Origin of the sequence: Dechloromonas sp. H13 (assembly GCF_009469615.1) — a bacterium.
In the GTDB taxonomy this organism is placed as follows: Bacteria; Pseudomonadota; Gammaproteobacteria; order Burkholderiales; family Rhodocyclaceae; genus Azonexus.
Genome location: NZ_SSXX01000004.1, coordinates 24,036 through 42,651 on the forward strand (window position 1 = coordinate 24,036; position 18,616 = coordinate 42,651).

At 67.1% G+C, this 18,616-nt stretch carries 18 protein-coding genes; 13 read left to right on the plus strand and 5 right to left on the minus strand.

Annotated elements, in window-relative coordinates; all coding sequences use genetic code 11:
• Positions 1–21: 21 nt before the first annotated feature.
• Positions 22–2,292 carry a glycosyltransferase family 9 protein gene (locus GH660_RS10405; protein WP_153146611.1) on the plus strand — a complete coding sequence of 757 codons (2,271 nt, stop codon included), beginning with the start codon at positions 22–24 and terminating at the stop codon, positions 2,290–2,292.
• A 23-nt stretch (positions 2,293–2,315) separates the two neighbouring features.
• On the opposite strand, the gene polA is transcribed toward GH660_RS10405, so the two are convergent.
• Positions 2,316–5,036, minus strand: a complete 2,721-nt coding sequence (gene polA / locus GH660_RS10410; RefSeq protein ID WP_153146612.1) for a DNA polymerase I — start codon at positions 5,034–5,036, stop codon at positions 2,316–2,318.
• 28 nt (positions 5,037–5,064) lie between these two features.
• On the opposite strand from polA, the gene GH660_RS10415 reads away from it, so the two are divergent.
• Genes GH660_RS10415 through GH660_RS10460 form a run of 10 tightly spaced genes read left to right on the plus strand, consistent with a single transcriptional unit; the run spans position 5,065 to position 11,509 of the window.
• Entirely contained in the window at positions 5,065–5,769 is a 705-nt protein-coding gene (locus GH660_RS10415; RefSeq protein WP_153146879.1) for a TIGR00730 family Rossman fold protein, read from the plus strand.
• Positions 5,770–5,802: 33 nt separating this feature from the next.
• Positions 5,803–6,138: a DUF2782 domain-containing protein gene (locus tag GH660_RS10420; protein WP_153146613.1), complete on the plus strand. Its 336-nt coding sequence runs from the start codon at positions 5,803–5,805 to the stop codon at positions 6,136–6,138.
• Positions 6,139–6,141: 3 nt separating this feature from the next.
• Entirely contained in the window at positions 6,142–7,065 is a 924-nt protein-coding gene (locus GH660_RS10425; protein WP_153146614.1) for a homoserine kinase, read from the plus strand.
• A 9-nt stretch (positions 7,066–7,074) separates the two neighbouring features.
• Positions 7,075–7,821: a BPSS1780 family membrane protein gene (locus tag GH660_RS10430; protein WP_153146615.1), complete on the plus strand. Its 747-nt coding sequence runs from the start codon at positions 7,075–7,077 to the stop codon at positions 7,819–7,821.
• 2 nt (positions 7,822–7,823) lie between these two features.
• Positions 7,824–8,612, plus strand: coding sequence for a BPSS1780 family membrane protein (locus GH660_RS10435; RefSeq protein WP_153146616.1), 789 nt, complete (start codon positions 7,824–7,826; stop codon positions 8,610–8,612).
• Positions 8,605–9,258: a nicotinate-nucleotide adenylyltransferase gene (gene nadD, locus GH660_RS10440; RefSeq protein ID WP_153146617.1), complete on the plus strand. Its 654-nt coding sequence runs from the start codon at positions 8,605–8,607 to the stop codon at positions 9,256–9,258. Before GH660_RS10435 ends, nadD begins: the two co-directional genes overlap by 8 nt.
• On the plus strand, positions 9,258–9,623 hold the full coding sequence (rsfS, locus tag GH660_RS10445) for a ribosome silencing factor (protein ID WP_153146618.1): 366 nt from the start codon (positions 9,258–9,260) through the stop codon (positions 9,621–9,623). Before nadD ends, rsfS begins: the two co-directional genes overlap by 1 nt.
• Positions 9,620–10,090, plus strand: a complete 471-nt coding sequence (gene rlmH, locus GH660_RS10450; protein ID WP_153146619.1) for a 23S rRNA (pseudouridine(1915)-N(3))-methyltransferase RlmH — start codon at positions 9,620–9,622, stop codon at positions 10,088–10,090. The genes rsfS and rlmH overlap by 4 nt, the downstream gene beginning before the upstream one ends.
• Complete coding sequence (locus tag GH660_RS10455; RefSeq protein ID WP_153146620.1) at positions 10,090–10,692, plus strand: nucleoside triphosphate pyrophosphatase; 603 nt, start codon at positions 10,090–10,092, stop codon at positions 10,690–10,692. The genes rlmH and GH660_RS10455 overlap by 1 nt, the downstream gene beginning before the upstream one ends.
• Before the next feature lie 4 nt (positions 10,693–10,696).
• Entirely contained in the window at positions 10,697–11,509 is an 813-nt protein-coding gene (locus GH660_RS10460; protein ID WP_153146621.1) for a D-alanyl-D-alanine carboxypeptidase family protein, read from the plus strand.
• Here GH660_RS10460 and GH660_RS10465 read toward each other — a convergent pair.
• Both GH660_RS10465 and GH660_RS10470 read right to left on the minus strand, forming a co-directional pair.
• Complete coding sequence (locus GH660_RS10465) at positions 11,460–12,536, minus strand: hypothetical protein (protein WP_194266291.1); 1,077 nt, start codon at positions 12,534–12,536, stop codon at positions 11,460–11,462. The genes GH660_RS10460 and GH660_RS10465 overlap by 50 nt on opposite strands.
• Position 12,537: 1 nt before the next feature.
• Positions 12,538–13,311 carry an enoyl-CoA hydratase gene (locus GH660_RS10470; protein ID WP_153146622.1) on the minus strand — a complete coding sequence of 258 codons (774 nt, stop codon included), beginning with the start codon at positions 13,309–13,311 and terminating at the stop codon, positions 12,538–12,540.
• Positions 13,312–13,395: 84 nt separating this feature from the next.
• Here GH660_RS10470 and GH660_RS10475 point away from each other — a divergent pair, with 84 nt between their 5' ends.
• Positions 13,396–14,136 (plus strand): RluA family pseudouridine synthase, encoded by a 741-nt coding sequence (locus tag GH660_RS10475; RefSeq protein ID WP_228276455.1) that lies wholly within the window; start codon positions 13,396–13,398, stop codon positions 14,134–14,136.
• A gap of 83 nt (positions 14,137–14,219) precedes the next feature.
• Positions 14,220–16,178 (plus strand): acetoacetate--CoA ligase, encoded by a 1,959-nt coding sequence (locus GH660_RS10480; protein ID WP_153146623.1) that lies wholly within the window; start codon positions 14,220–14,222, stop codon positions 16,176–16,178.
• Here GH660_RS10480 and GH660_RS10485 read toward each other — a convergent pair.
• Together GH660_RS10485 and yegQ are read right to left on the minus strand one after the other, a co-directional pair.
• Complete coding sequence (locus tag GH660_RS10485; protein ID WP_153146624.1) at positions 16,175–17,263, minus strand: acyltransferase; 1,089 nt, start codon at positions 17,261–17,263, stop codon at positions 16,175–16,177. The genes GH660_RS10480 and GH660_RS10485 overlap by 4 nt on opposite strands.
• A 68-nt stretch (positions 17,264–17,331) precedes the next feature.
• Entirely contained in the window at positions 17,332–18,606 is a 1,275-nt protein-coding gene (gene yegQ / locus GH660_RS10490; RefSeq protein ID WP_153146625.1) for a tRNA 5-hydroxyuridine modification protein YegQ, read from the minus strand.
• Positions 18,607–18,616: the final 10 nt, after the last annotated feature.

Consider the following 18,616-nt stretch of genomic DNA (forward strand, 5'->3'; position numbering starts at 1 on the left):
GAATGAATTGTCGAACCGACTATGAACGAAAATAGCGTACGTACACCTGCCTGGGTTCTCGCCCCGCTTGCCGCCCTGGTGGTCGTCCTGCCGATCGAGGGGACGGTTGGCCTGCGCAATGCCCTGTTTTTCCTCGTCGTATCAGTGGCCGGGATACATTTCCGGAGATCCTGGCAGGAGAGCAGGGCAGCCCTCAGCCTGCCGCTGGCGCGACTTTGGCTCGCATATGCCCTGGTTGCCGGACTTGGCCTGTTCTGGGCTGCGGATTTCTCGTACAGCCTGAAGGAAATAAGGCAGGAGATTTTGTTCGCGGCCATTTTTTTCTGGCTGGGCGTCAATCTTTGTCGCGACGACAAAGGCTGGAGGTGGTTATCCGGCGCTCTGGTCGGGGGAAACTTGTTTCTGGTCGGTTATTGCCTGGCCGTCTGGGCCTCGGGCGGGACCACAAAAGGTCCCTGGGTCGCCACTTACAAGTCGGGACCGGGTAATTTCAGTACCTATCTGGTTACCGTGCTGCCCGTGATCGCGTTGCTGGCCGCGCAGGCCTTTCGACGGAGGGACAGGCCGTGGAGCCTGTTCCTGTCCCTCCTGATGGTGGCGAATTTCGCCGCCATCTATGCGACAGCCAACCGGCAGATCTATGTCGCGGTGGCCATCCAGATCCTGGTCGCCGGTGCCTTTTTCGCCCGCCGTCTGCGCCAGCCGCGTTACCTGCTCGCTTTGGCGGCGTTCGTCGTCGTGCTGGGTAGCCTGTTTCACATTCAGACGAGCAGCCGGATCGGTACGGCCAGTGTTGCCCAGTCGGTGGATATCGGAGCCGCACTGAATGCCGACGGGCGTCTTCCGGTATGGAAGTTCGCCGTCAGTGAATCGCTCGGGCATCCGTTGATTGGCGCCGGCATGGGGCGCAATGCCTACAGTCGCCAATATGCCGGCCATCCCTTGGCACAGCCACCGTTCGATCATACGCACAACATGCTGGTCAACCGGTTGGTGCAGCTCGGTGTGCCAGGCCTGCTGGTTTTTCTGGCGCTATTCGGCGCAGTGGCCTGGATGATGCGGGTGCCCGGGTTTCGTGGAATCGAAGACGGGTGGTTCGGTATTGCAGGCGTTGCAATCTGTGCCGGCGTATTCGCCAAAAACATGACTGATGACTTTTTCGTGCGCGAGCTGGGATATCTTTTTTGGCTAATTTGCGGCGCCCTGATCGGCCATCAGGCAGGGGGATCAGGAATGATCATGAAGGATATTAGAAAAATCATCGTTGTCCGGCGCGACAACATTGGCGATCTCATCTGTACCACGCCACTGTTCAGCGCTTTGCGCGCGCATTTTCCGAGCGCCCGCATTGATGCCCTGGTCAATAGTTACAATAGCCCGGTGTTGGCACGAAATCCGGACATAGACCATGTCTACGCCTACACCAAGGCCAAGCATCGGGAAGTCGGGGAGAGCACACTCGGTGTTTACGGACGCCGCCTGCGGCTGATGCTAAGTCTTCGTGCTCAAGGCTACGATTGCATGGTGCTGGCCAATGACGGCGATACGAAGCGCACATTGAAGCTCGCACGCTGGATTGCCCCTGGCCAGGTCATTGGCTATGCCATGCCGGGTGAGGCTGCAGACCGGCGTCTCGACCAGGCGTTGACGGTGAATCCGGCCCACCGGCATGCAGTGGAAATTGCCTTCGCCCTGCTGGCGCCGCTGGGTATCCACGGTACGCCGCCGGCGATGAAACTAGTCCCCGATCCCGATCTGCTGCAACGCGCCCGGACCCGGTTGGACGACGAGGCGGGGAGTGTCGCCGGGCCGACCATCGCCATTCACGTCAGCGCCCGCAAGGTCCCCCAGCGCTGGCCGACGGAGCGGTTCATCGAACTGATGCGGCTGCTGCATGCGCGCTGCGACGCCCGCTTCATGCTGTTCTGGGCGCCGGGGAGCAGCGACAATCCGATGCATCCGGGGGATGACGACAAGGCTCGCGAGATCGTCGCGGCGACCGCCGGGCTGCCGGTGCTCGCCTACCGGACCGAACATCTCGACCAGCTCATCGCCGGCATCGCCGCCTGCGACAGCATGATCTGCTCGGACGGCGGGGCGATGCATGTCGGTGCGGCCCTGGGCAAGCCGATCGTCTGCTTCTTCGGCAACTCGGATGCCGCCCGCTGGCATCCCTGGGGCGTGCCGCATCAGGTATTGCAGCCGCCCTCGCTCGACGTGAATGACATTTCGGTGGCGGAAGCGCTGGCCGCCTGCGAGCGTCTCGGCATCGCCGGCCGGTCCCCGGCCTGAAACTGCCAGCCGGCATCACCGGATCAGTGCGCCGCTTCCCAGTTCGGCCCGATGCCGACCTCGACGACCAGCGGCACGGCCAGTTCGGCGACCTGGCCCATCAGGCGCGGCAGGTGGGTGCGAACGGCCGTCAGTTCATCGTCCGGCACTTCCAGCACCAGTTCGTCGTGGACCTGCAGCACTAGGCGGGACCGCCTGCCTGGGCTGTCCAGCCAGTTCTGCACGGCAACCATCGCCAGCTTGATCAGGTCGGCGGCGGTGCCCTGCATCGGCGCGTTGATCGCCGCGCGTTCGGCGCCCTGGCGGCGCATCGCCTGGCTCGACTTGATGTCGGGGAACCACAGGCGGCGACCGAAGGCGGTTTCGACGTAACCCTTGTCGCGCGCTGTCTGGCGGGCTTCCTCCATGTAGCGGGCGACACCGGGGTAGCGGGCGAAGTAGCGGTCGATGTAGGTCTGCGCCGCGCTGCGTTCGAGACCGAGCTGGCGGGCGAGGCCGAAGGCACTCATGCCGTAGATCAGGCCGAAGTTGATGCTCTTGGCGACACGCCGCTGGTCGGGGCCGACTTCGAGCGGCGTGACGCCGAAAATCTCGGCGGCGGTCGCGCGGTGTACGTCCTCGCCGTGGGCGAAGGCATCGCGCAGGCGTTCGTCGCCGGAAAGATGGGCCATGATGCGCAGTTCGATCTGCGAATAGTCGGCCGAGACGATGCTGCTGCCGGCCGGGGCGACGAAGGCGGTGCGGATGCGCCGGCCTTCCTCGGTGCGTACCGGGATGTTCTGCAGGTTGGGGTCGCTGGAGGCGAGCCGTCCCGTCACCACGGAAGCCTGCGAGAAGTGAGTATGCACTCTGCCGGTTTCGGGGTTGATCATGCGCGGCAGCTTGTCGGTGTAGGTGCCTTTCAGTTTGGACAGGCTGCGGTGTTCGAGCAGCAGCCTGGGCAGCGGATAGTCGAGGGCGAGTTCGGAGAGCACTTCCTCGTCGGTCGACGGGCCGCCGGAGGCGGTTTTCTTCTTGACGGGCAGGCCGAGCTTGCCGAAGAGAATTTCGCCGAGTTGCTTGGGCGAGGCGAGATTGAAGGGCTGGCCGGCGAGTTCGCAAGCCTGCGCTTCGAGCGCCATGATCTTCTGGCCGATCTCGTGGCTCTGGCGGGCGAGTTGGTCGCCGTCGATCAGGATGCCGTTGCGCTCCATGCGCCAGATGACCTCGCGCGCCGGCATCTCGATCCCGTGATAGATGCGGGAGAGGCCGGGCTCGCCGGCGAAGCGCGGGTGCAGCACGTTGTGCACGCGCAGCGTCACGTCGGCGTCCTCGGCCGCGTAGGTGGCGGCACGTTCGATGTCGACCTGGTCGAAGCCGATCTGCTTGACGCCCTTGCCGCACAGGTCTTCGTAGGCGATGGTGTCGAGGCCGAGGTGGCGGGTGCACAGCTGGCCGAGGTCGTGGCCCTTGTCGGATTCGATCACGTAGCTTTGCAGCATGGTGTCGTGGGCGATGCCAGCCAGTGCGATGCCGTGGTTGGCGAAGACATGCTGGTCGTACTTGGCGTTTTGCAGCACTTTCTTGCGGTCGACCGCAGCAAGCCAGGGTTTGAGCTTTGCCAGCACTTCGTCGCGCGGGAGCTGGTCGGCGACGCCGGGGGCGGTGTGAGCGAGCGGGATGTAGCAGGCCTCGCCCGGCGTCACTGAAAGCGAAATGCCGACGATGCGCGCAGCGAAGGAATCGAGGCTGGTGGTTTCGGTGTCGAGCGCGGTCAGTTCAGCGGCCTCGATCTTCGCCAGCCAGGCATCGAATTGCGGCCAGGTGAGGACGGTTTCGTAATTGACGGCGATGGCCGGTGTCGGCTGCTTGGTAGCGCTCGGCGTCGATTCTCTGGCCGGGATATTGGCCGCCGCCTGCGGGCCGTCGATCTCGTTGAGCCAGCTACGGAACTGGTAGCGGGTGTAGAGCTCGCGCAAGGCGTCGATGTCGCGCTCGGTTGCGGTCAACGCCTTGGGAGCGGGCAAGTTCGACAGGTCGCAGGCGACCGTGACCAGCTTTTTTCCGAGCGGCAGGAAGGCGAGGTGATCGCGCAGGTTCTGGCCGACGACGCCACCGATTTCGTCGGCATGGGCGATGATTCCGTCGAGCGAGCCGTATTGCGCCAGCCACTTGAGCGCGGTCTTGGGGCCGCACTTCGGCACACCGGGCACGCCGTCGACCGTGTCGCCGACCAGCGCCAGGTAATCGACGATCCTGCCTGGCGGCACGCCGAACTTGGCCTCGACGCCGGCTTCGTCGAGCAGCTCGTTGCTCATCGTGTTGTACCAGCGCACTTGCGGGCCGACCAGTTGGGTCAGATCCTTGTCGCCGGTGGAAATCAGCGTTTCCAGACCGTCGACCGCAGCAGCCGTGGCCAGCGTGCCGATCACGTCGTCGGCCTCGACGCCGTCGACCATCAGCAGCGGCCAGCCGGATGCCCTGATCGCCGCATGCAGCGGTTCGATCTGGCCGATCATGTCGTCCGGCATCGGTGGCCGGTGCGCCTTGTACTCGGGATACCAGTCGTCGCGGAAGGTCTTGCCCTTGGCGTCGAAGACGACGGCCTTGTAGTCCGCCTTGTAGTCGCTTTCGAGACGACGTAGCATGTTCAGCACGCCGTACAGTGCGCCGGTCGGTTCGCCGGCCTGGTTGCGCAGGTCGGGCAGGGCGTGGAAGGCGCGGTAAAGGTAGGACGAACCGTCCACCAACAACAGGAGAGGCATGAGAGTGACGGAAAGCGACAAGCTGGTTATGGGCGTGGAGTCCGAGGCGCTGCTGCAGACGGCGTCGGCCCGGGAATCCTGGCGGATTTTCGGCATTATGTCAGAGTTCGTCGAGGCGACCGAACGCCTGGCGGCGATCAAGCCGGCGGTCACCATCTTCGGTAGCGCGCGCGTTGCGCCGGGGTCGCCCTATTACGACCTCACCGAGCGCACGGCGCGCCTGCTCTCCGATTCGGGCTTCTCGGTCATCTCCGGCGGTGGCCCGGGCATCATGGAGGCGGCCAACAAGGGTGCCTTCCACGGCAAGTCGCCGTCGGTCGGCCTCAACATCCAGCTGCCGCACGAGCAGATGGCGAACCCCTACCAGGACATCTCGCAGACCTTCCGCCATTTCTTCGCGCGCAAGTACATGTTCGTCCGCTTCGCCAGCGCCTACGTCGTCATGCCCGGCGGCTTCGGCACGCTCGACGAGCTGATGGAGGCGCTGACGCTGATCCAGACCGGTAAGGCGCGCAAAATTCCGCTGATCCTCGTCTGCTCCGCGTTCTGGCAGGGCATGATCGACTGGTTCCGCGACCGGCTGGTCGCCGAAAACATGGTCGATCCCGAGGACATCAACCTGATCCAGCTGATCGACGAACCGGAACAGGTCGTCGAGGCGATTTTCAAGCATTACGAGGCGCGCCCCTTCGGTCCGCTGCCCGGCGAGCGCGAGTTGATGCTCAACCTGTAATAGAATCGCGTCTATTCATACAGGATCCCGTCCATGCGCCAACTTCTCCCCGTCCTCCTGCTCGCCGCCCTGCCGGTCTGGGCCCAGCAACCGCCGAACGATCTCCAGCCGTTGCCCGCCGTGCCGCCGCCGCCGCCGGAGATGGAAGCCTTCGACGCGGCGCTCGAGCCGCAGGTGACCATCGTCAAGACCGAGCGCGAAACGCGCGAGGAATACCGTTCCAACGGGCGGCTCTACATGATCCGCGTCACGCCGGCCGTCGGCCCGGCCTACTACCTGGTCGACCAGCGCGGCGACGGCAACTTCATCCAGTCCGACGCCATCGGGCCGGCGCCGCGGGCGCCGATGTGGCTCATCAAATCCTGGTAAGTCTTGTCGGTCTACACCTCGGTCGGGCGCGATGAACTGACAGCCTGGCTCGCGCCGCTCGCTGTCGGGCCGCTCGAGGACTTCGCCGGCATCGCCGCCGGCATGCAGAATTCCAATTATTTCGTGACGGCCGGCGGGGAGCGCCGGGTGTTGACCTTGTTCGAGCACCTGGCGCCGCACGACCTTAAGTTCTACCTGGCCCTGCAGGACCACCTGGCCCTGCGCGGGATTCCCTGCCCGCGCCCGCTGGCGACCGGCGACGGCCACTACTGGCGTCCGCTGGCCGGCAAGCCGGCGGCCCTGTTCACCTGCCTGCCGGGGGCCTGCATCGAGGCGCCGACGCCGGCGCATTGCCGGGCGCTCGGTGAAATGCTGGCCCGCCTGCACCTGGCCGGTGCCGACTTCCCGGCGCCCCTGCCCAATCCCTGCGGCGCGCCCTGGCGCGAAGCGACCGGGCGCGCCCTGGCGCCGCTGCTGACCGCAGACGAACGCGGTCGACTGCTCGCCGAGCTCGATTTCCAGGCGGCACAGGATTATTCCGGCCTGCCGCGCGGCATCGTCCACGGTGACCTCTTTCGCGACAACGCGCTGTGGCAGGACGACCGGCTGGGCGGGGTCCTCGATTTCTATTTCGCCGGCGAAGACTGCCTGTTGTTCGACCTCGCCGTGGCGGCCAACGACTGGTGCGCCGACGACGCCAGCCTGCGCGCCATGGTCGCCGGCTATGGTGCCCGGCGTCCGCTGCTGGCAGCCGAGGCGACGGCGTGGCCGGCCATGCGGCGCGCGGCGGCGCTGCGCTTCTGGCTGCTGCGCCTGGAGGTCCGCCACCACCCGCGGCCGGGCAGTGTGGTAACGATCAAGGACCCCGACCATTTCGGTGATCTTTTGCAGCGTCTGCGCCTTGCCCCGGACGAATTGCCCCGCTAGCATCCCGGTATGGACGAAAGTACCCATCTTCCCGCGCTTCCGGCAGCATTCCGGGGTGTCAGCCGCGACGTCGAGCCCGGCGCCTGCTTCGGCTGGCTGCGCCGGGGCTGGACCATGTTCCTCGCCAATCCCGGCGTCTGGATCGGCGCCACGATGCTGCTGCTGGTCATCCTGATGGCCATCTCCATCGTGCCCCTGTTCGGGCAGGTGGCCGCCCACCTGCTGGCCCCCCTGTTCGGCGCCGGCATGGTGCAGATCGCCCGCCACCTCGAATCCGGCCAGCAGCCGGAGGTGGCCGACCTGTTCGCCGGCTTCCATCACAACGCCGGGCAACTGGTGATGGTCGGCGTCTTTTTCGCCATCGGCATCTTCGGCCTCGCCTTCATCGCCTTCCTCCTGGTCAGCGGCGGCGTGATCGGCGGCGTCGTCACCGGCAAGATCGCCGGACTGAGCATCGCGTTCGGCGGCGTCATGCTCGCCGGCGTGGTCGTCCTCGTGCTGTCGGTGCCGGTCATCATGGCCACCTGGTTCGCGCCGGCCCTCGTCTTTTTCCACGACATGAAGCCGGGAGCGGCGATGCGCGCCAGTTTCGACGCCGGCGCCAAGAACTGGCTGGCGATGGTGATTTTCGGCATCTTCCTCGTCGTTTCCCTGTTCTTCGCCATGCTGCCGCTCGGTCTGGGCCTGCTGCTGCTGTTGCCGATCGTCTCGGCAGCGGTGTACGCGTCGTACCGCGACATTTTCGTGGAGTCCTGACGATGCAGGTGCAGACACTGCCCGCCGCCGCGGGCTGGCGCTGGCTTCCGGCCGGCTTCGCGATCTTTCGGCGCAATCCGCCGCTGCTGACGATGCTGGTCGTCAGCTACTGGCTGACCGTCCTCTTCCTCAACGTGCTGCCGGTCATCGGCGCGCTGGCCGCGTCGCTGGTCATCCCCGGGCTCTCGGTCGGCCTCATGCAGGCGGCGCGCAATCTCGAGCGCGGGCAGAGCGCCGGCCTGCAGACCCTGTTCGGCGGCCTCAAGACCAACACCCGCACGCTGGTTGCGCTCGGCGCCCTGTACCTGTGCTGCACCTTGGGCGTCCTCGGTCTCTCGGCGCTGATCGATGGCGGCGAACTGCTGCGCTTCATGCTTTCCGGCAGCCCGGCCGACAAGGAAACGATCGAAAGCGGCAACCTGATGCTGCCGGCGCTGTTCGTCATGATCCTGATGCTGCCGGTGCTGATGGCCTACTGGTTCGCGCCGGTGCTCGCCGCCTGGCATGGCCTGGGCGTCGGCAAGGCGCTGTTCTTCAGCTTCGTTGCCTGCTGGCTCAACTGGCGCGCCTTTTTCACCTACAGCCTGGGCCTGCTGCTGGTCGCCGGCGTCATCCCGGGGCTCGTCTTCGCTTTGCTGGCCGCCGTGCTGGCCGGCGGGGAGGGTGGTGGCGTCGGCGCCTTCGTCATCATGCCGTTGATGACCCTGTTCGCCCTGATCGTCTTTTCCACCGTCTACGCCAGCTTCTACGCCAGTTACCGTGACATCTTCGGATCGCCCGAAATTGTCTGAACCGCTCGGCCTGTTCGGCGGCACCTTCGATCCCGTCCACTTCGGCCACCTTCGCCTCGCCGAGGAGTCGATCGGCCACCTCGGACTCGCCGGCGTGCGCTGGATTCCCGCCGGCCAGCCGCCGCACCGCGGCACGCCGCAGGTCACCGCCCGCCAGCGCCTGGAGATGGTGTTGCGGTCGACCGCCGGAAACGACCGTTTTTCGGTCGATGCCAGCGAGGTTGAGGCGGTGGCGCCGAGCTACTCCGTGCATACGCTGGAGCGCCTGCGCGGCGAACTGGGCGCCGCGCAATCGCTGGTCCTGCTGGTCGGCGCTGACGCCTTCGCCGGGCTGACGACCTGGCACCGCTGGCGCGACCTGTTCGCGCTGGCCCACATCGCCGTCTCGCACCGGCCGGGTTTCCCAGTCGAGATCGCCAGCCTGCCGCACGAACTGGCGACCGAATTCGCCGACCGCCGGCTGCCCGACGCCGGCGGACTGAGGACGGCGGCGGCCGGCGGCATTGTCACCTTCGCGATGACCCAGCTCGCCATTTCGGCAACCCAGATCCGCAAGTTGCTCGCCAACGGCCTGTCGGCCCGTTATTTGCTGCCGGACAGCGTTCTCGACTATATTGAACTTCACCAACTCTACAAAAATACCTGATGGACATCCGCAAGCTGCAAAAAGTCGTCGTTTCCGCCCTCGAGGACATCAAGGGCAAGGATATCGAGGTCATCAACACCACCAAGCTCACCTCGATGTTCGACCGCCTGGTGATCGCCACCGGCGATTCCAACCGGCAGGTCAAGGCGCTCGCCCGCAACGTGCAGGAGAAGGTGCGCGAAGCCGGCGCCGAAGTGCTGTCGGTGGAAGGCGAGGACGCAGGCGAGTGGGTGCTGGTCGACCTCGGCGATGTCATCGTCCACGTCATGCAACCCTCCGTGCGCCAGTACTACAACCTCGAAGAGCTCTGGCAGACGACGCCGGCCCAGCGTCGCAAGGCGGCGGCACAGGCCGCCGGGGAATGAAACTGAGCGTGCTCGCCGTCGGCCATCGTCAACCCGACTGGGTGAACGCAGGCTGCGCCGAGTACCTCAAGCGCATGCCGCGCGAACTGCCGGCCAGCGTCAGCGAAATCCGGCCGGAGGCGCGCGGCTCGAAGACCCGCGAACAACTGCTCACTGCCGAAAAGGGCCGGATCCGCGACGCCCTGCCGGCGTCCTGCCGGATCGTCGTGCTCGACGAGAAGGGCGACGACCTGACCACGCTCAAGCTTGCCCGCCGTCTCGAAGCCTGGATGCAGGACGGGCGCGACGTCGCGCTGCTGATCGGCGGCGCCGACGGACTCGACGAGGAGTTCAAGCAGCAGGCCGACGACCGCCTGCGCCTGTCGAGCCTGACCCTGCCGCACGGCCTGGCGCGGCTGGTACTATGCGAGCAGCTCTACCGTGCTGTCAGCGTATTGAAGAATCACCCTTATCACCGGGAGGGATGATGCGTCTTTACCTTGCCTCGCGCAGCCCGCGCCGCCGCGAACTGCTGACCCAGATGGGCGTCGCCTTCGACACCCTGATCTTCCGCGCCGGTCTGCGCTGCGACCCGCAGGTGGACGAATCGGTGCATGCCGGCGAACCGGCGCTCCAATATGTCGAGCGCGTTGCGCGCGCCAAGGCCGAGCACGGGATCGACCTGCTGGCCGAGCGGCGCCTGCCGATGCGCCCCATCCTGGCTGCCGACACGACCCTCGAATTCGCCGGCGAAATCATCGGCAAGCCGGTCGACGAAGCCGACGCCAGCGACATCCTGTACCGCCTTTCCGGCCAGACGCACCGTGTGCTGACCGGGGTCGCCGTCAGCCATGAAGGGCGGACCGAATACGTGCTGTCGGTCAGCGAAGTAAGCTTCCGCAAGATCGACGACGACGAGATCCGCCATTACGTGATGAGCGGCGAACCGATGGACAAGGCCGGCGCCTACGGCATCCAGGGGCGCGCCGGGCTGTTCGTCGAGCACCTGGCGGGTAGCTACACCGGGGTCATGGGGCTGCCGGTCTGCGAGACCGGGGAACTGCTCAAGCGCTTCGGCTGGCGCTTCTGAGGCGGTGGCGGAGCTGCGCCGGCGCCTGCTGCTCGGCGGACTGGCCTGGCTGGCCGGCGTCCCGGCGCTGGCCGGTGCGTCGCCGCGGCTGAGCGCGCGCCACGCCTACGTCGGCAATCTCGACGACACCCTGCTGGCGCTCGATGCCGACGTGGCGGTGCCGATCGCCTCGGTCAGCAAGCTGATCACCGCCTGGGTGGTCCTCAGCGCCGAACTGCCGCTGGCCGAGAAGATCCGTGTGACCGAAGCCGATGCCGTGTTTTCGCGGCACACGGCGTCGAACCTGCCGGTCGGCTCGACCTGGCGCCGCGAGGAACTGATCCAGTGGCTGCTGGTGGCCTCCGACAACCGCGCCGCCGCCGCGCTAGCGCGCAGCTATCCCGGCGGCTGGGCGGAATTCCAGTACGCGATGCGGGCGCTGCTGACGCAGATGCAGCTGTTCAGTTTCGATTTCGGCGACTCGTCGGGGCTTTCGGCCTTCAACAAGGCAAGCGCGCGCGACCTCGGCGTGCTGCTGGTCGTCCTGTCGCAGTTGCCGCAGTTCCGCGAACTGGCCCGGCGGCCGGCGGTGGGCGGCAGGATGAACGTCAATCGCTTCGCCCACGACCGCTCGGTTTCGCTGCTGGCCGGAAAAACCGGGTTCACCGCGGCCGCCGGCTATTGCCTGGCGATGGCCGAGGAATTCGACGGCCAGGTCTTCGCGCTGGTCGTTCTCAATGCGCGCGACCGCGAGGCGCGGGCGCAGGACATGAACGCCCTGCGCCGGTTTACGCAGCAGACGCTGCAGGCCGGGTCCGGCGCCGCGTCGCGTCGATGAGTTCGGCGGCAGCGCGGGCACCGTCGGCGACCGGTGCCGGCGGCGGCGCCTGTCGCCAGAGCGCGGCGAGCGGGGCGGCGAGGTCGCCGACCTCGAGGTCGGCGCCGGCGATTTCCCGGCACCGGCCGTGCGCCTGCAGCCAGGCGATCAGGCATTCCTGTTCCGGCCAGTCGGCGCGGCGCTGGTAGAGCACCGGTGTCCCGTTGCAGGCGGCTTCGGTGAAAGTGCCGTAGCCGGGCTTGGTGACGATGGCGTCGACCGAGCACAGGAGGTCGGTGAATGAGAGGCCGAAGTCCTCGTAGGCGATGGCGTCGGGGTGCCGGCACTGCCAGTGGCGGGCGACCAGCCAGCGGATGCCGGGCAGGTGCGGCCAGCGGTCGACCGGCAGGTGGTGGTCGATGCCGCCGAGCGCGACCAGCACCGCCTTGTCGCCGGCCAGTCCGAGATCGCGGCGCCTGCCGCGGCTGGCGACCGGGCCGACGCTCGCCGTGTTGGCGAGATCGGCCATTGCCATCGCCGGCGTGATGCGGATGAAACGGTCGGCCGCGCGGTAGGCCGCCAGCATCTCGGCGTGAATCGGCGCCGCCCAGTCGGCATGCCCGAAAAAGTGGGCGAAGAGTTCCGCCCAGTTCAGCGAGCAGATCGCCAGCGCCGGGATGCCGGTGGCCGCGGCGCCGGCCAGCGGCAGATAGCTGACGTTGCTGAGGACGACGTCAGGGCGCAATTCGGCCAGGAGGTGCGCTTCGCCGGCGACGCGGCGCGGCCAGTCGGCATGCGCGGCGCGGTAGGCAGCGGCGGTGGCGGCGAGGTCGACACTTAGTGCGTCGTGCATCATGAAGCCGAAATCGCTGGCCGCCTCGATATGCGCGAAGGGCGGCCCGATGCGCTGGCGCAGCTTGGCCGCCGGCAGGCCGCAACGCACGGTCAGCCGCAGGTCGGGCACGATTTCGGCCAGCGCGTCGAGCACCGGCCCGGTGATGGCGAGATGGCCGAAGCCGTGGCTGGAGATATCGGCGAAAAGATGCAACTCAGCGGTTCCTGAAGCCCGGCTTGCGCTTCTCGGCGAAGGCCGCCATGCCTTCCTTCTGGTCCTCCAGCGCGAAGGCGGCATGGAACACCCGGCGCTCGAACAGCAATCCCTCGTTCAAGGACGACTCGAAGGCGCGATTCACCGACTCCTTGATCATCATCACCACCGGCAGCGAGAAGCCGGCAATGGTGCGCGCCGCATCCAGGGTCACATCGAGCAGCTGGTCGGCCGGCACGACGCGGGCCACCAGCCCGGCCTTCTCGGCTTCCGCCGCATCCATCATCCGTGCCGTCAGGCACAGGTCCATCGCCTTGGCCTTGCCCACCGCGCGCGGCAGGCGTTGCGTGCCGCCGGCGCCGGGCAGGGTGCCCAGCTTGATCTCTGGCTGGCCGAACTTCGCCGTGTCGGCGGCGAAGATCATGTCGCACATCATCGCCATCTCGCAGCCGCCGCCCAGCGCGAAGCCGGCCACCGCAGCGATCACCGGCTTGCGTGCCGTCTTGATGCGCTCCCAGTTGCGGGTGATGAAGTCCGTCTTGTAGGCGTGCATGTAATCGAACTCCTTCATGAAGCCGATGTCGGCGCCGGCGGCGAAGGCCTTCTCGCTGCCGGTGATGACGATGCAGCCGATATTCTCGTCGGCCTCGAAGGCGTCGATGGCGGCGGCGATGCCGTCAACCACGGCGTTGTTCAGCGCGTTCAGCGCTTCCGGCCGGTTGAGGCGGATCAGCCCGACCTTGCCGAGGGTTTCGGTGAGTACGACCTGGGTCATGTCTGGTCTCCTGGATTGGCCGCCGGGCGGCCGTTTGTCGATCTGCTTGCGGCCGCCAGTGTAACGCCGGGGCGGGCGCCGCGCATGGCCGGTTCGCTGTTCAGGGCGCCGGCGAGCCGCTACCATGCGCGAACGCCGTATGCCATGCCCCTGCCGATGATCCATATCCCGCCGCCCTATGCTCCGCCGCCCGACGCGGGGCTCGACGTGCGCCATGTCGATGCCGCGCTGCTCGTCGTCGACAAGCCCTCGGGCCTGCTCTCGGTGCCCGGCCGCGGTCCGGGCATGGACGATAACCTGGCCCGCCGGGTGCGGGCGCGTTATCCGGAAGCCCTGACCGTGCACCGCCTCGACATGGATACCTCGGGCCTGCTGGTCATGGCGCGCACCGCCGAGGCGCACCGGGCGCTCGGCCGCCTGTTCGAGCTGCGCCGGGTGGACAAGGCGTACATCGCGGTTGTCGCCGGCCGGGTGGCGACGGCGGAATTCAGCATCGACCTGCCGCTGATCGTCGACTGGCCGAACCGGCCGCGCCAGATGGTCGACTTCGTTCGGGGAAAACCCGCACTGACGCACGTCAGCGTGCTGGCCTATGATGCCGCCAGCGACACGACGCGCGTGCGGCTGCGGCCGGAAACCGGGCGCTCGCACCAGTTGCGGCTGCATCTGCAGGCGATCGGCCACCCGATCCTCGGCGACGACCTCTATGCGCCGCCCGCGGTGCTGGCCAGCGCGCCGCGCCTGCTGCTGCATGCCGCCGCGCTGGCCTTCCCGCATCCGCTTGGCGGCGAACGGCTGGCGGTGACGAGCGCGCCGCCGTTCTGACGCGCCGCAACTGTCCGGCCGGCGACAGTCTGCGCACCGCGAAAGCGGCTACAGTCGCCGGAAACGAAAATACAGGAGACGACATGACCTACGCCATCGATGCCGCGCCGCTCTGGCGCCCCAATCCGCAAACCGTCGGCGCCACGCGCATGGCGCAGCTCATGCAGGCGACCGGCCACGCCAGCTATGCCGACCTCTGGCAATGGTCGGTCGACCAGCCGGAGGCTTTCTGGGACCTGCTGTGGGATTTCTGCGGCGCGGTCGGTGAAAAAGGCACGCAAATCCTCGTCGACCGCGACCGCATGCCCGGCGCCCGCTGGTTTCCCGAAGCACGCCTGAACTATGCGGAAAACCTGCTGCAACGGCGCGACGACGGCGATGCACTGGTGTTCCGGGGCGAGGACAAGGTTGAGCGGCGGCTGTCGCGCGGCGAGCTGTACGCCGCGGTCGCCCGCTTCCAGCAGTTCCTGGTCGACGCCGGGGTCGCGGCGGGCGACCGCGTCGCCGGCTACCTGCCCAACCTGCCGGAAACGCTGGTCGCCATGCTGGCGACCACGGCGCTCGGCGCCATCTGGTCGTCGGCCTCGCCCGACTTCGGCGTCCAGGGCGTGCTCGACCGCTTCGGCCAGATCAAACCCAAGGTGCTGGTCTGCGTCGACGGCTACTGGTACAACGGCAAGGCGGTCGACTGCCTGGCCAAGAACGCCGAGGTGGCGGCGCGCATGCCGTCGCTGCTGAGGACGGTGGTCGTGCCCTACCTGGCCGAACGTCCGGAAACCGGCGCCATCGCCAACGCCATGCGCTGGAACGAGATCGCTGCGGTCGATGCCGGAAAAGCGGTCGTTTTCAACCGCGTCGCCTTCGACCACCCGCTGTTCATCATGTTTTCCAGCGGCACCACCGGCGTGCCCAAGTGCATCGTCCACTGCCACGGCGGCGTGCTCCTGCAGCACCTCAAGGAGCACCAGCTGCACAGCGACGTGCGCCCCGGCGACCGCCTGTTCTACTTCACGACCTGCGGCTGGATGATGTGGAACTGGCTGGTGTCCGGGCTCGCCTGCGGCGCCACGCTGCTGCTCTACGACGGCTCGCCCTTCGCCGCCGGCGGCACGGTGCTCTTCGACTACGCGGCGGCCGAGAAAATGACCCATTTCGGCACCTCGGCCAAGTTCATCGACGCCGCCGCCAAGCTCGGCCTGACGCCGGGCCGGACGCACGACCTGTCCGCCTTGCGCGCCATGTTCTCGACCGGCAGCCCGCTGTCGCCGGAAGGCTTCGATTGGGTCTATCGCGAGATCAAGAAGGACATCCTGCTCGCCTCGATTTCCGGCGGTACCGACATCGTTTCCTGCTTCGTCCTCGGCAACCCGGTGCTGCCGGTGTGGCGCGGCGAAATCCAGTGCCGCGGGCTGGGGATGGCGGTCGACGTGGTCGACGAAATCGGTCAGCCGGTGCGCGGGCAGAAGGGCGAGCTGGTGTGCACGCGGCCCTTCCCGGTGATGCCGGTCGGCTTCTGGAACGATGCCGACGGCCGGAAATATCGCGCCGCCTATTTCGAGCGCTTCCCCAACATCTGGTGCCACGGCGATTTCTCGGAACTGACGGCGCACGACAGCGTGATCATCTACGGCCGCTCGGATGCGACGCTCAACCCCGGTGGCGTGCGTATCGGCACCGCGGAAATCTACCGCCAGGTCGAGCAGCTGCCGGAAATCGTCGAGGCCTTGGTCATCGGCCAGGACTGGCCGCCCGGCCGCCATGACGACGTGCGCGTCGTGCTCTTCGTCAAGCTGCGCGACGGGCTGGCCCTCGACGCTGCGCTGAGCGAGCGGATCAAGCGGCAGATCCGCGACAACACGACGCCGCGCCACGTGCCGGCCAAGGTCGTGCAGGTGCAGGATATCCCGCGCACCAAGTCGGGCAAGATCGTCGAACTGGCCGTGCGCAACGTCGTCCACGAACAGCCGGTGAAGAACGTCGAGGCGCTGGCCAACCCGGAAGCGCTGGAATTTTTCCGGCGCCGCGCTGAACTGGCGGATTAACCCAGTTTCAGCAAGCGCCGGACCGGCCAGGCCAGCGTCGCGGTGATGCGCAGGCTGGCCGCCGGGCTTTCCACGTAGCGGTAGAAGAGGGCGGCGACGCCGATGCTGGCGGCCCAGGCGAGGGCGATGCCGAGTGCTGCGGTCGACGCCGAGGAGAGGCCGAATTTCGCATAGAGCCCGTTGGCCAGCAGGCAGATCGGGAAGTGCACCAGGAAGACCGAGAACGAGATGCGGCCAAGGTAGGCCAGCACGGCATTGTCCGGCCAGCGCTGGAGCAGGCCGCTGCGCTGGGCGAAGCCGAGGCCGAGCGCGACCGTCAGGGCCAGCGCGATGCGCAGGCGGAAGTCGACGACCAGGGCGAGGATGCCGACGGCGGCGATGACGCCCAGCCAGGCCGTCAGGCGGCCGCGCTGCGCAGCCCACCAGGCGGCGGCGCCGAGGCCGTAGGCGCCGAAGAAATAGAGCGCCCAGTTGTCCCACGACGCGTCGCGGTTGAACCACAGCAGCGAGGCGACGGCGAGCGCGCAGACGAGGGCCATCGCCAGGTGGCGCATGCCGCCGACCGCGCGGCCGGCCGCGCCGAGCCAGAGGAGGAAGGCCATCAGCGCGAAGAGCTGGAAGTCGATGGCGACGTACCAGACGCCGGCCGACAGCGAATCGAAGCCGAGCACGCCGTGCAGCAGGAACAGGTGGGCGAGCCACTGCGCCAGCGTCGCGCGCGCCGGGATCGCCTCGTCGTCCATCCAGTGATCGGCGAGCGCCGCGCCGACGATGGCCAGCATGATGGCGGCCATGAAGGGAACGACCAGCCGCAGGTAGCGCTTCCAGATCAGGCCCAGCGGCTGCCCGGCGAGGCCGTCGCCCTGTGCCGACAGGCCGCGCGCGGCGAGAAAGCCGCCGATGACGAGGAAGACCTGGACCGCCATCCGCGCGTATTCGTAGAACCAGCCGGCGACGTCGGGCGCCGCCTGGTGCATGGCGACCGACAGCGGGCCGTAGGCGGACAGGTGGTGCAGCACGATGAGCTGCGACGCGACGGCTTTCAGCGCGTCGATCAGCGGCATGCGGGCGGGCGGGTTGCTCATGCTCCGGATGTTACCTTGATATGCTGCATCGCACAAAGAATATCATCTTGTTTTTGCGGGAATAGTTGTTAAACGAAGCGGGCGACGAAGGCGTTGACATGGCTTTCCGGCAGGTCGATCCAGACCCGGTGGCCGCTGCCCGGCGCGACGGCGACCGGCTGCCCGTCGGCATCCTCCATGCGCGCCGGCGTCCACGTGCGGTTGCCCGCCGGATGCACGCATTCGAGACGGTCGGTGGCGGTGAACCGGTTTTTGACCGCGATTTCCATCAGCCCGCGCGCTGCGTCGAAACGCACGGCGTCGCCGACGTACAGGCTGCGCTCCGATTCCGAATGGCCGCGCAGGTAGTTCTGGTAATCGGCGTCGTGGTGGCGCTGGTAGAAACCGTCGGTGTAGCCGCGGTTGGCCAGGCCTTCGAGTTCGCGCAGCAGTTGCGGGTCGAGCGGCTTGCCGGCAACGGCATCGTCGATCGCCTGGCGGTAGGTCTGGGCGGTGCGCGCGACGTAGTAGGGGCTCTTGGTGCGGCCCTCGATCTTCAGCGAATCGACACCGATCTCGACCAGGCGCTGGACGTGCTCGAGGGCGCGCAGGTCCTTCGAGTTCAGGATGTAGGTGCCGTGCTCGTCTTCCTCGATCGGCATGAATTCGCCCGGACGCTGCTTTTCCTCGATGAGGATTTCCTGGTCGCGGTGCTGGTGGAAATTCACCGGCTGCCCATCGGCGGTGCCGACCTTGTAGTCCCAGCGGCAGGAGTTGGTGCACGTGCCCTGGTTCGGGTCGCGGTGGTTGAAGTAGCCGGACAGCAGGCAGCGCCCGGAATAGGCGATGCACAGTGCGCCGTGCACGAAGACCTCGAGCTCGATGTCGGGGCACTGCTGGCGGATTTCGGCGACTTCGTCGAGCGACAGCTCGCGCGACAGGATGATGCGGTCGACGCCGATTTTCTGCCAGAAACGGACGGCCGCCCAGTTGACCGTGTTGGCCTGCACCGACAGGTGGATGACCTGCTCGGGCCAGGTTTCGCGCACCATGTCGATCAGCCCGGGGTCGGACATGATCAGGGCGTCCGGCTTGAGGGCGACGACCGGCGCCATGTCGGCGAGGTAGGTCGCCAGCTTGGCGTTATGCGGAAAGATGTTGCTGACCACGAAGAACCGCTTGCCGGCGGCGCGCGCCTCGGCGATGCCCTCGCCCAGCTTGTCCAGCGAACCGAACTCGTTGTTGCGCACGCGCAGGCTGTAGCGCGGCTGGCCGGCGTAGATGGCGTCGGCGCCGAAGGCGAAGGCGGTGCGCATCATTTCGAGCGAACCGGCGGGAGCGAGGAGTTCGGGCGCCATGTGCATAGTAAAATGC

Excerpts from the sequence above, each read along its gene's own strand:
- GH660_RS10405 (WP_153146611.1), top strand. The coding sequence starts at position 22 with ATGAACGAAAATAGCGTACGTACACCTGCCTGGGTTCTCGCCCCGCTT.
- polA (WP_153146612.1), bottom strand. The coding sequence starts at position 5,036 with ATGCCTCTCCTGTTGTTGGTGGACGGTTCGTCCTACCTTTACCGCGCC.
- GH660_RS10415 (WP_153146879.1), top strand. The coding sequence starts at position 5,065 with ATGGGCGTGGAGTCCGAGGCGCTGCTGCAGACGGCGTCGGCCCGGGAA.
- GH660_RS10420 (WP_153146613.1), top strand. The coding sequence starts at position 5,803 with ATGCGCCAACTTCTCCCCGTCCTCCTGCTCGCCGCCCTGCCGGTCTGG.
- GH660_RS10430 (WP_153146615.1), top strand. The coding sequence starts at position 7,075 with ATGGACGAAAGTACCCATCTTCCCGCGCTTCCGGCAGCATTCCGGGGT.
- GH660_RS10435 (WP_153146616.1), top strand. The coding sequence starts at position 7,824 with ATGCAGGTGCAGACACTGCCCGCCGCCGCGGGCTGGCGCTGGCTTCCG.
- rsfS (WP_153146618.1), top strand. The coding sequence starts at position 9,258 with ATGGACATCCGCAAGCTGCAAAAAGTCGTCGTTTCCGCCCTCGAGGAC.
- rlmH (WP_153146619.1), top strand. The coding sequence starts at position 9,620 with ATGAAACTGAGCGTGCTCGCCGTCGGCCATCGTCAACCCGACTGGGTG.
- GH660_RS10455 (WP_153146620.1), top strand. The coding sequence starts at position 10,090 with ATGCGTCTTTACCTTGCCTCGCGCAGCCCGCGCCGCCGCGAACTGCTG.
- GH660_RS10470 (WP_153146622.1), bottom strand. The coding sequence starts at position 13,311 with ATGACCCAGGTCGTACTCACCGAAACCCTCGGCAAGGTCGGGCTGATC.
- GH660_RS10475 (WP_228276455.1), top strand. The coding sequence starts at position 13,396 with ATGGCCGGTTCGCTGTTCAGGGCGCCGGCGAGCCGCTACCATGCGCGA.
- GH660_RS10480 (WP_153146623.1), top strand. The coding sequence starts at position 14,220 with ATGACCTACGCCATCGATGCCGCGCCGCTCTGGCGCCCCAATCCGCAA.
- GH660_RS10485 (WP_153146624.1), bottom strand. The coding sequence starts at position 17,263 with ATGAGCAACCCGCCCGCCCGCATGCCGCTGATCGACGCGCTGAAAGCC.
- yegQ (WP_153146625.1), bottom strand. The coding sequence starts at position 18,606 with ATGCACATGGCGCCCGAACTCCTCGCTCCCGCCGGTTCGCTCGAAATG.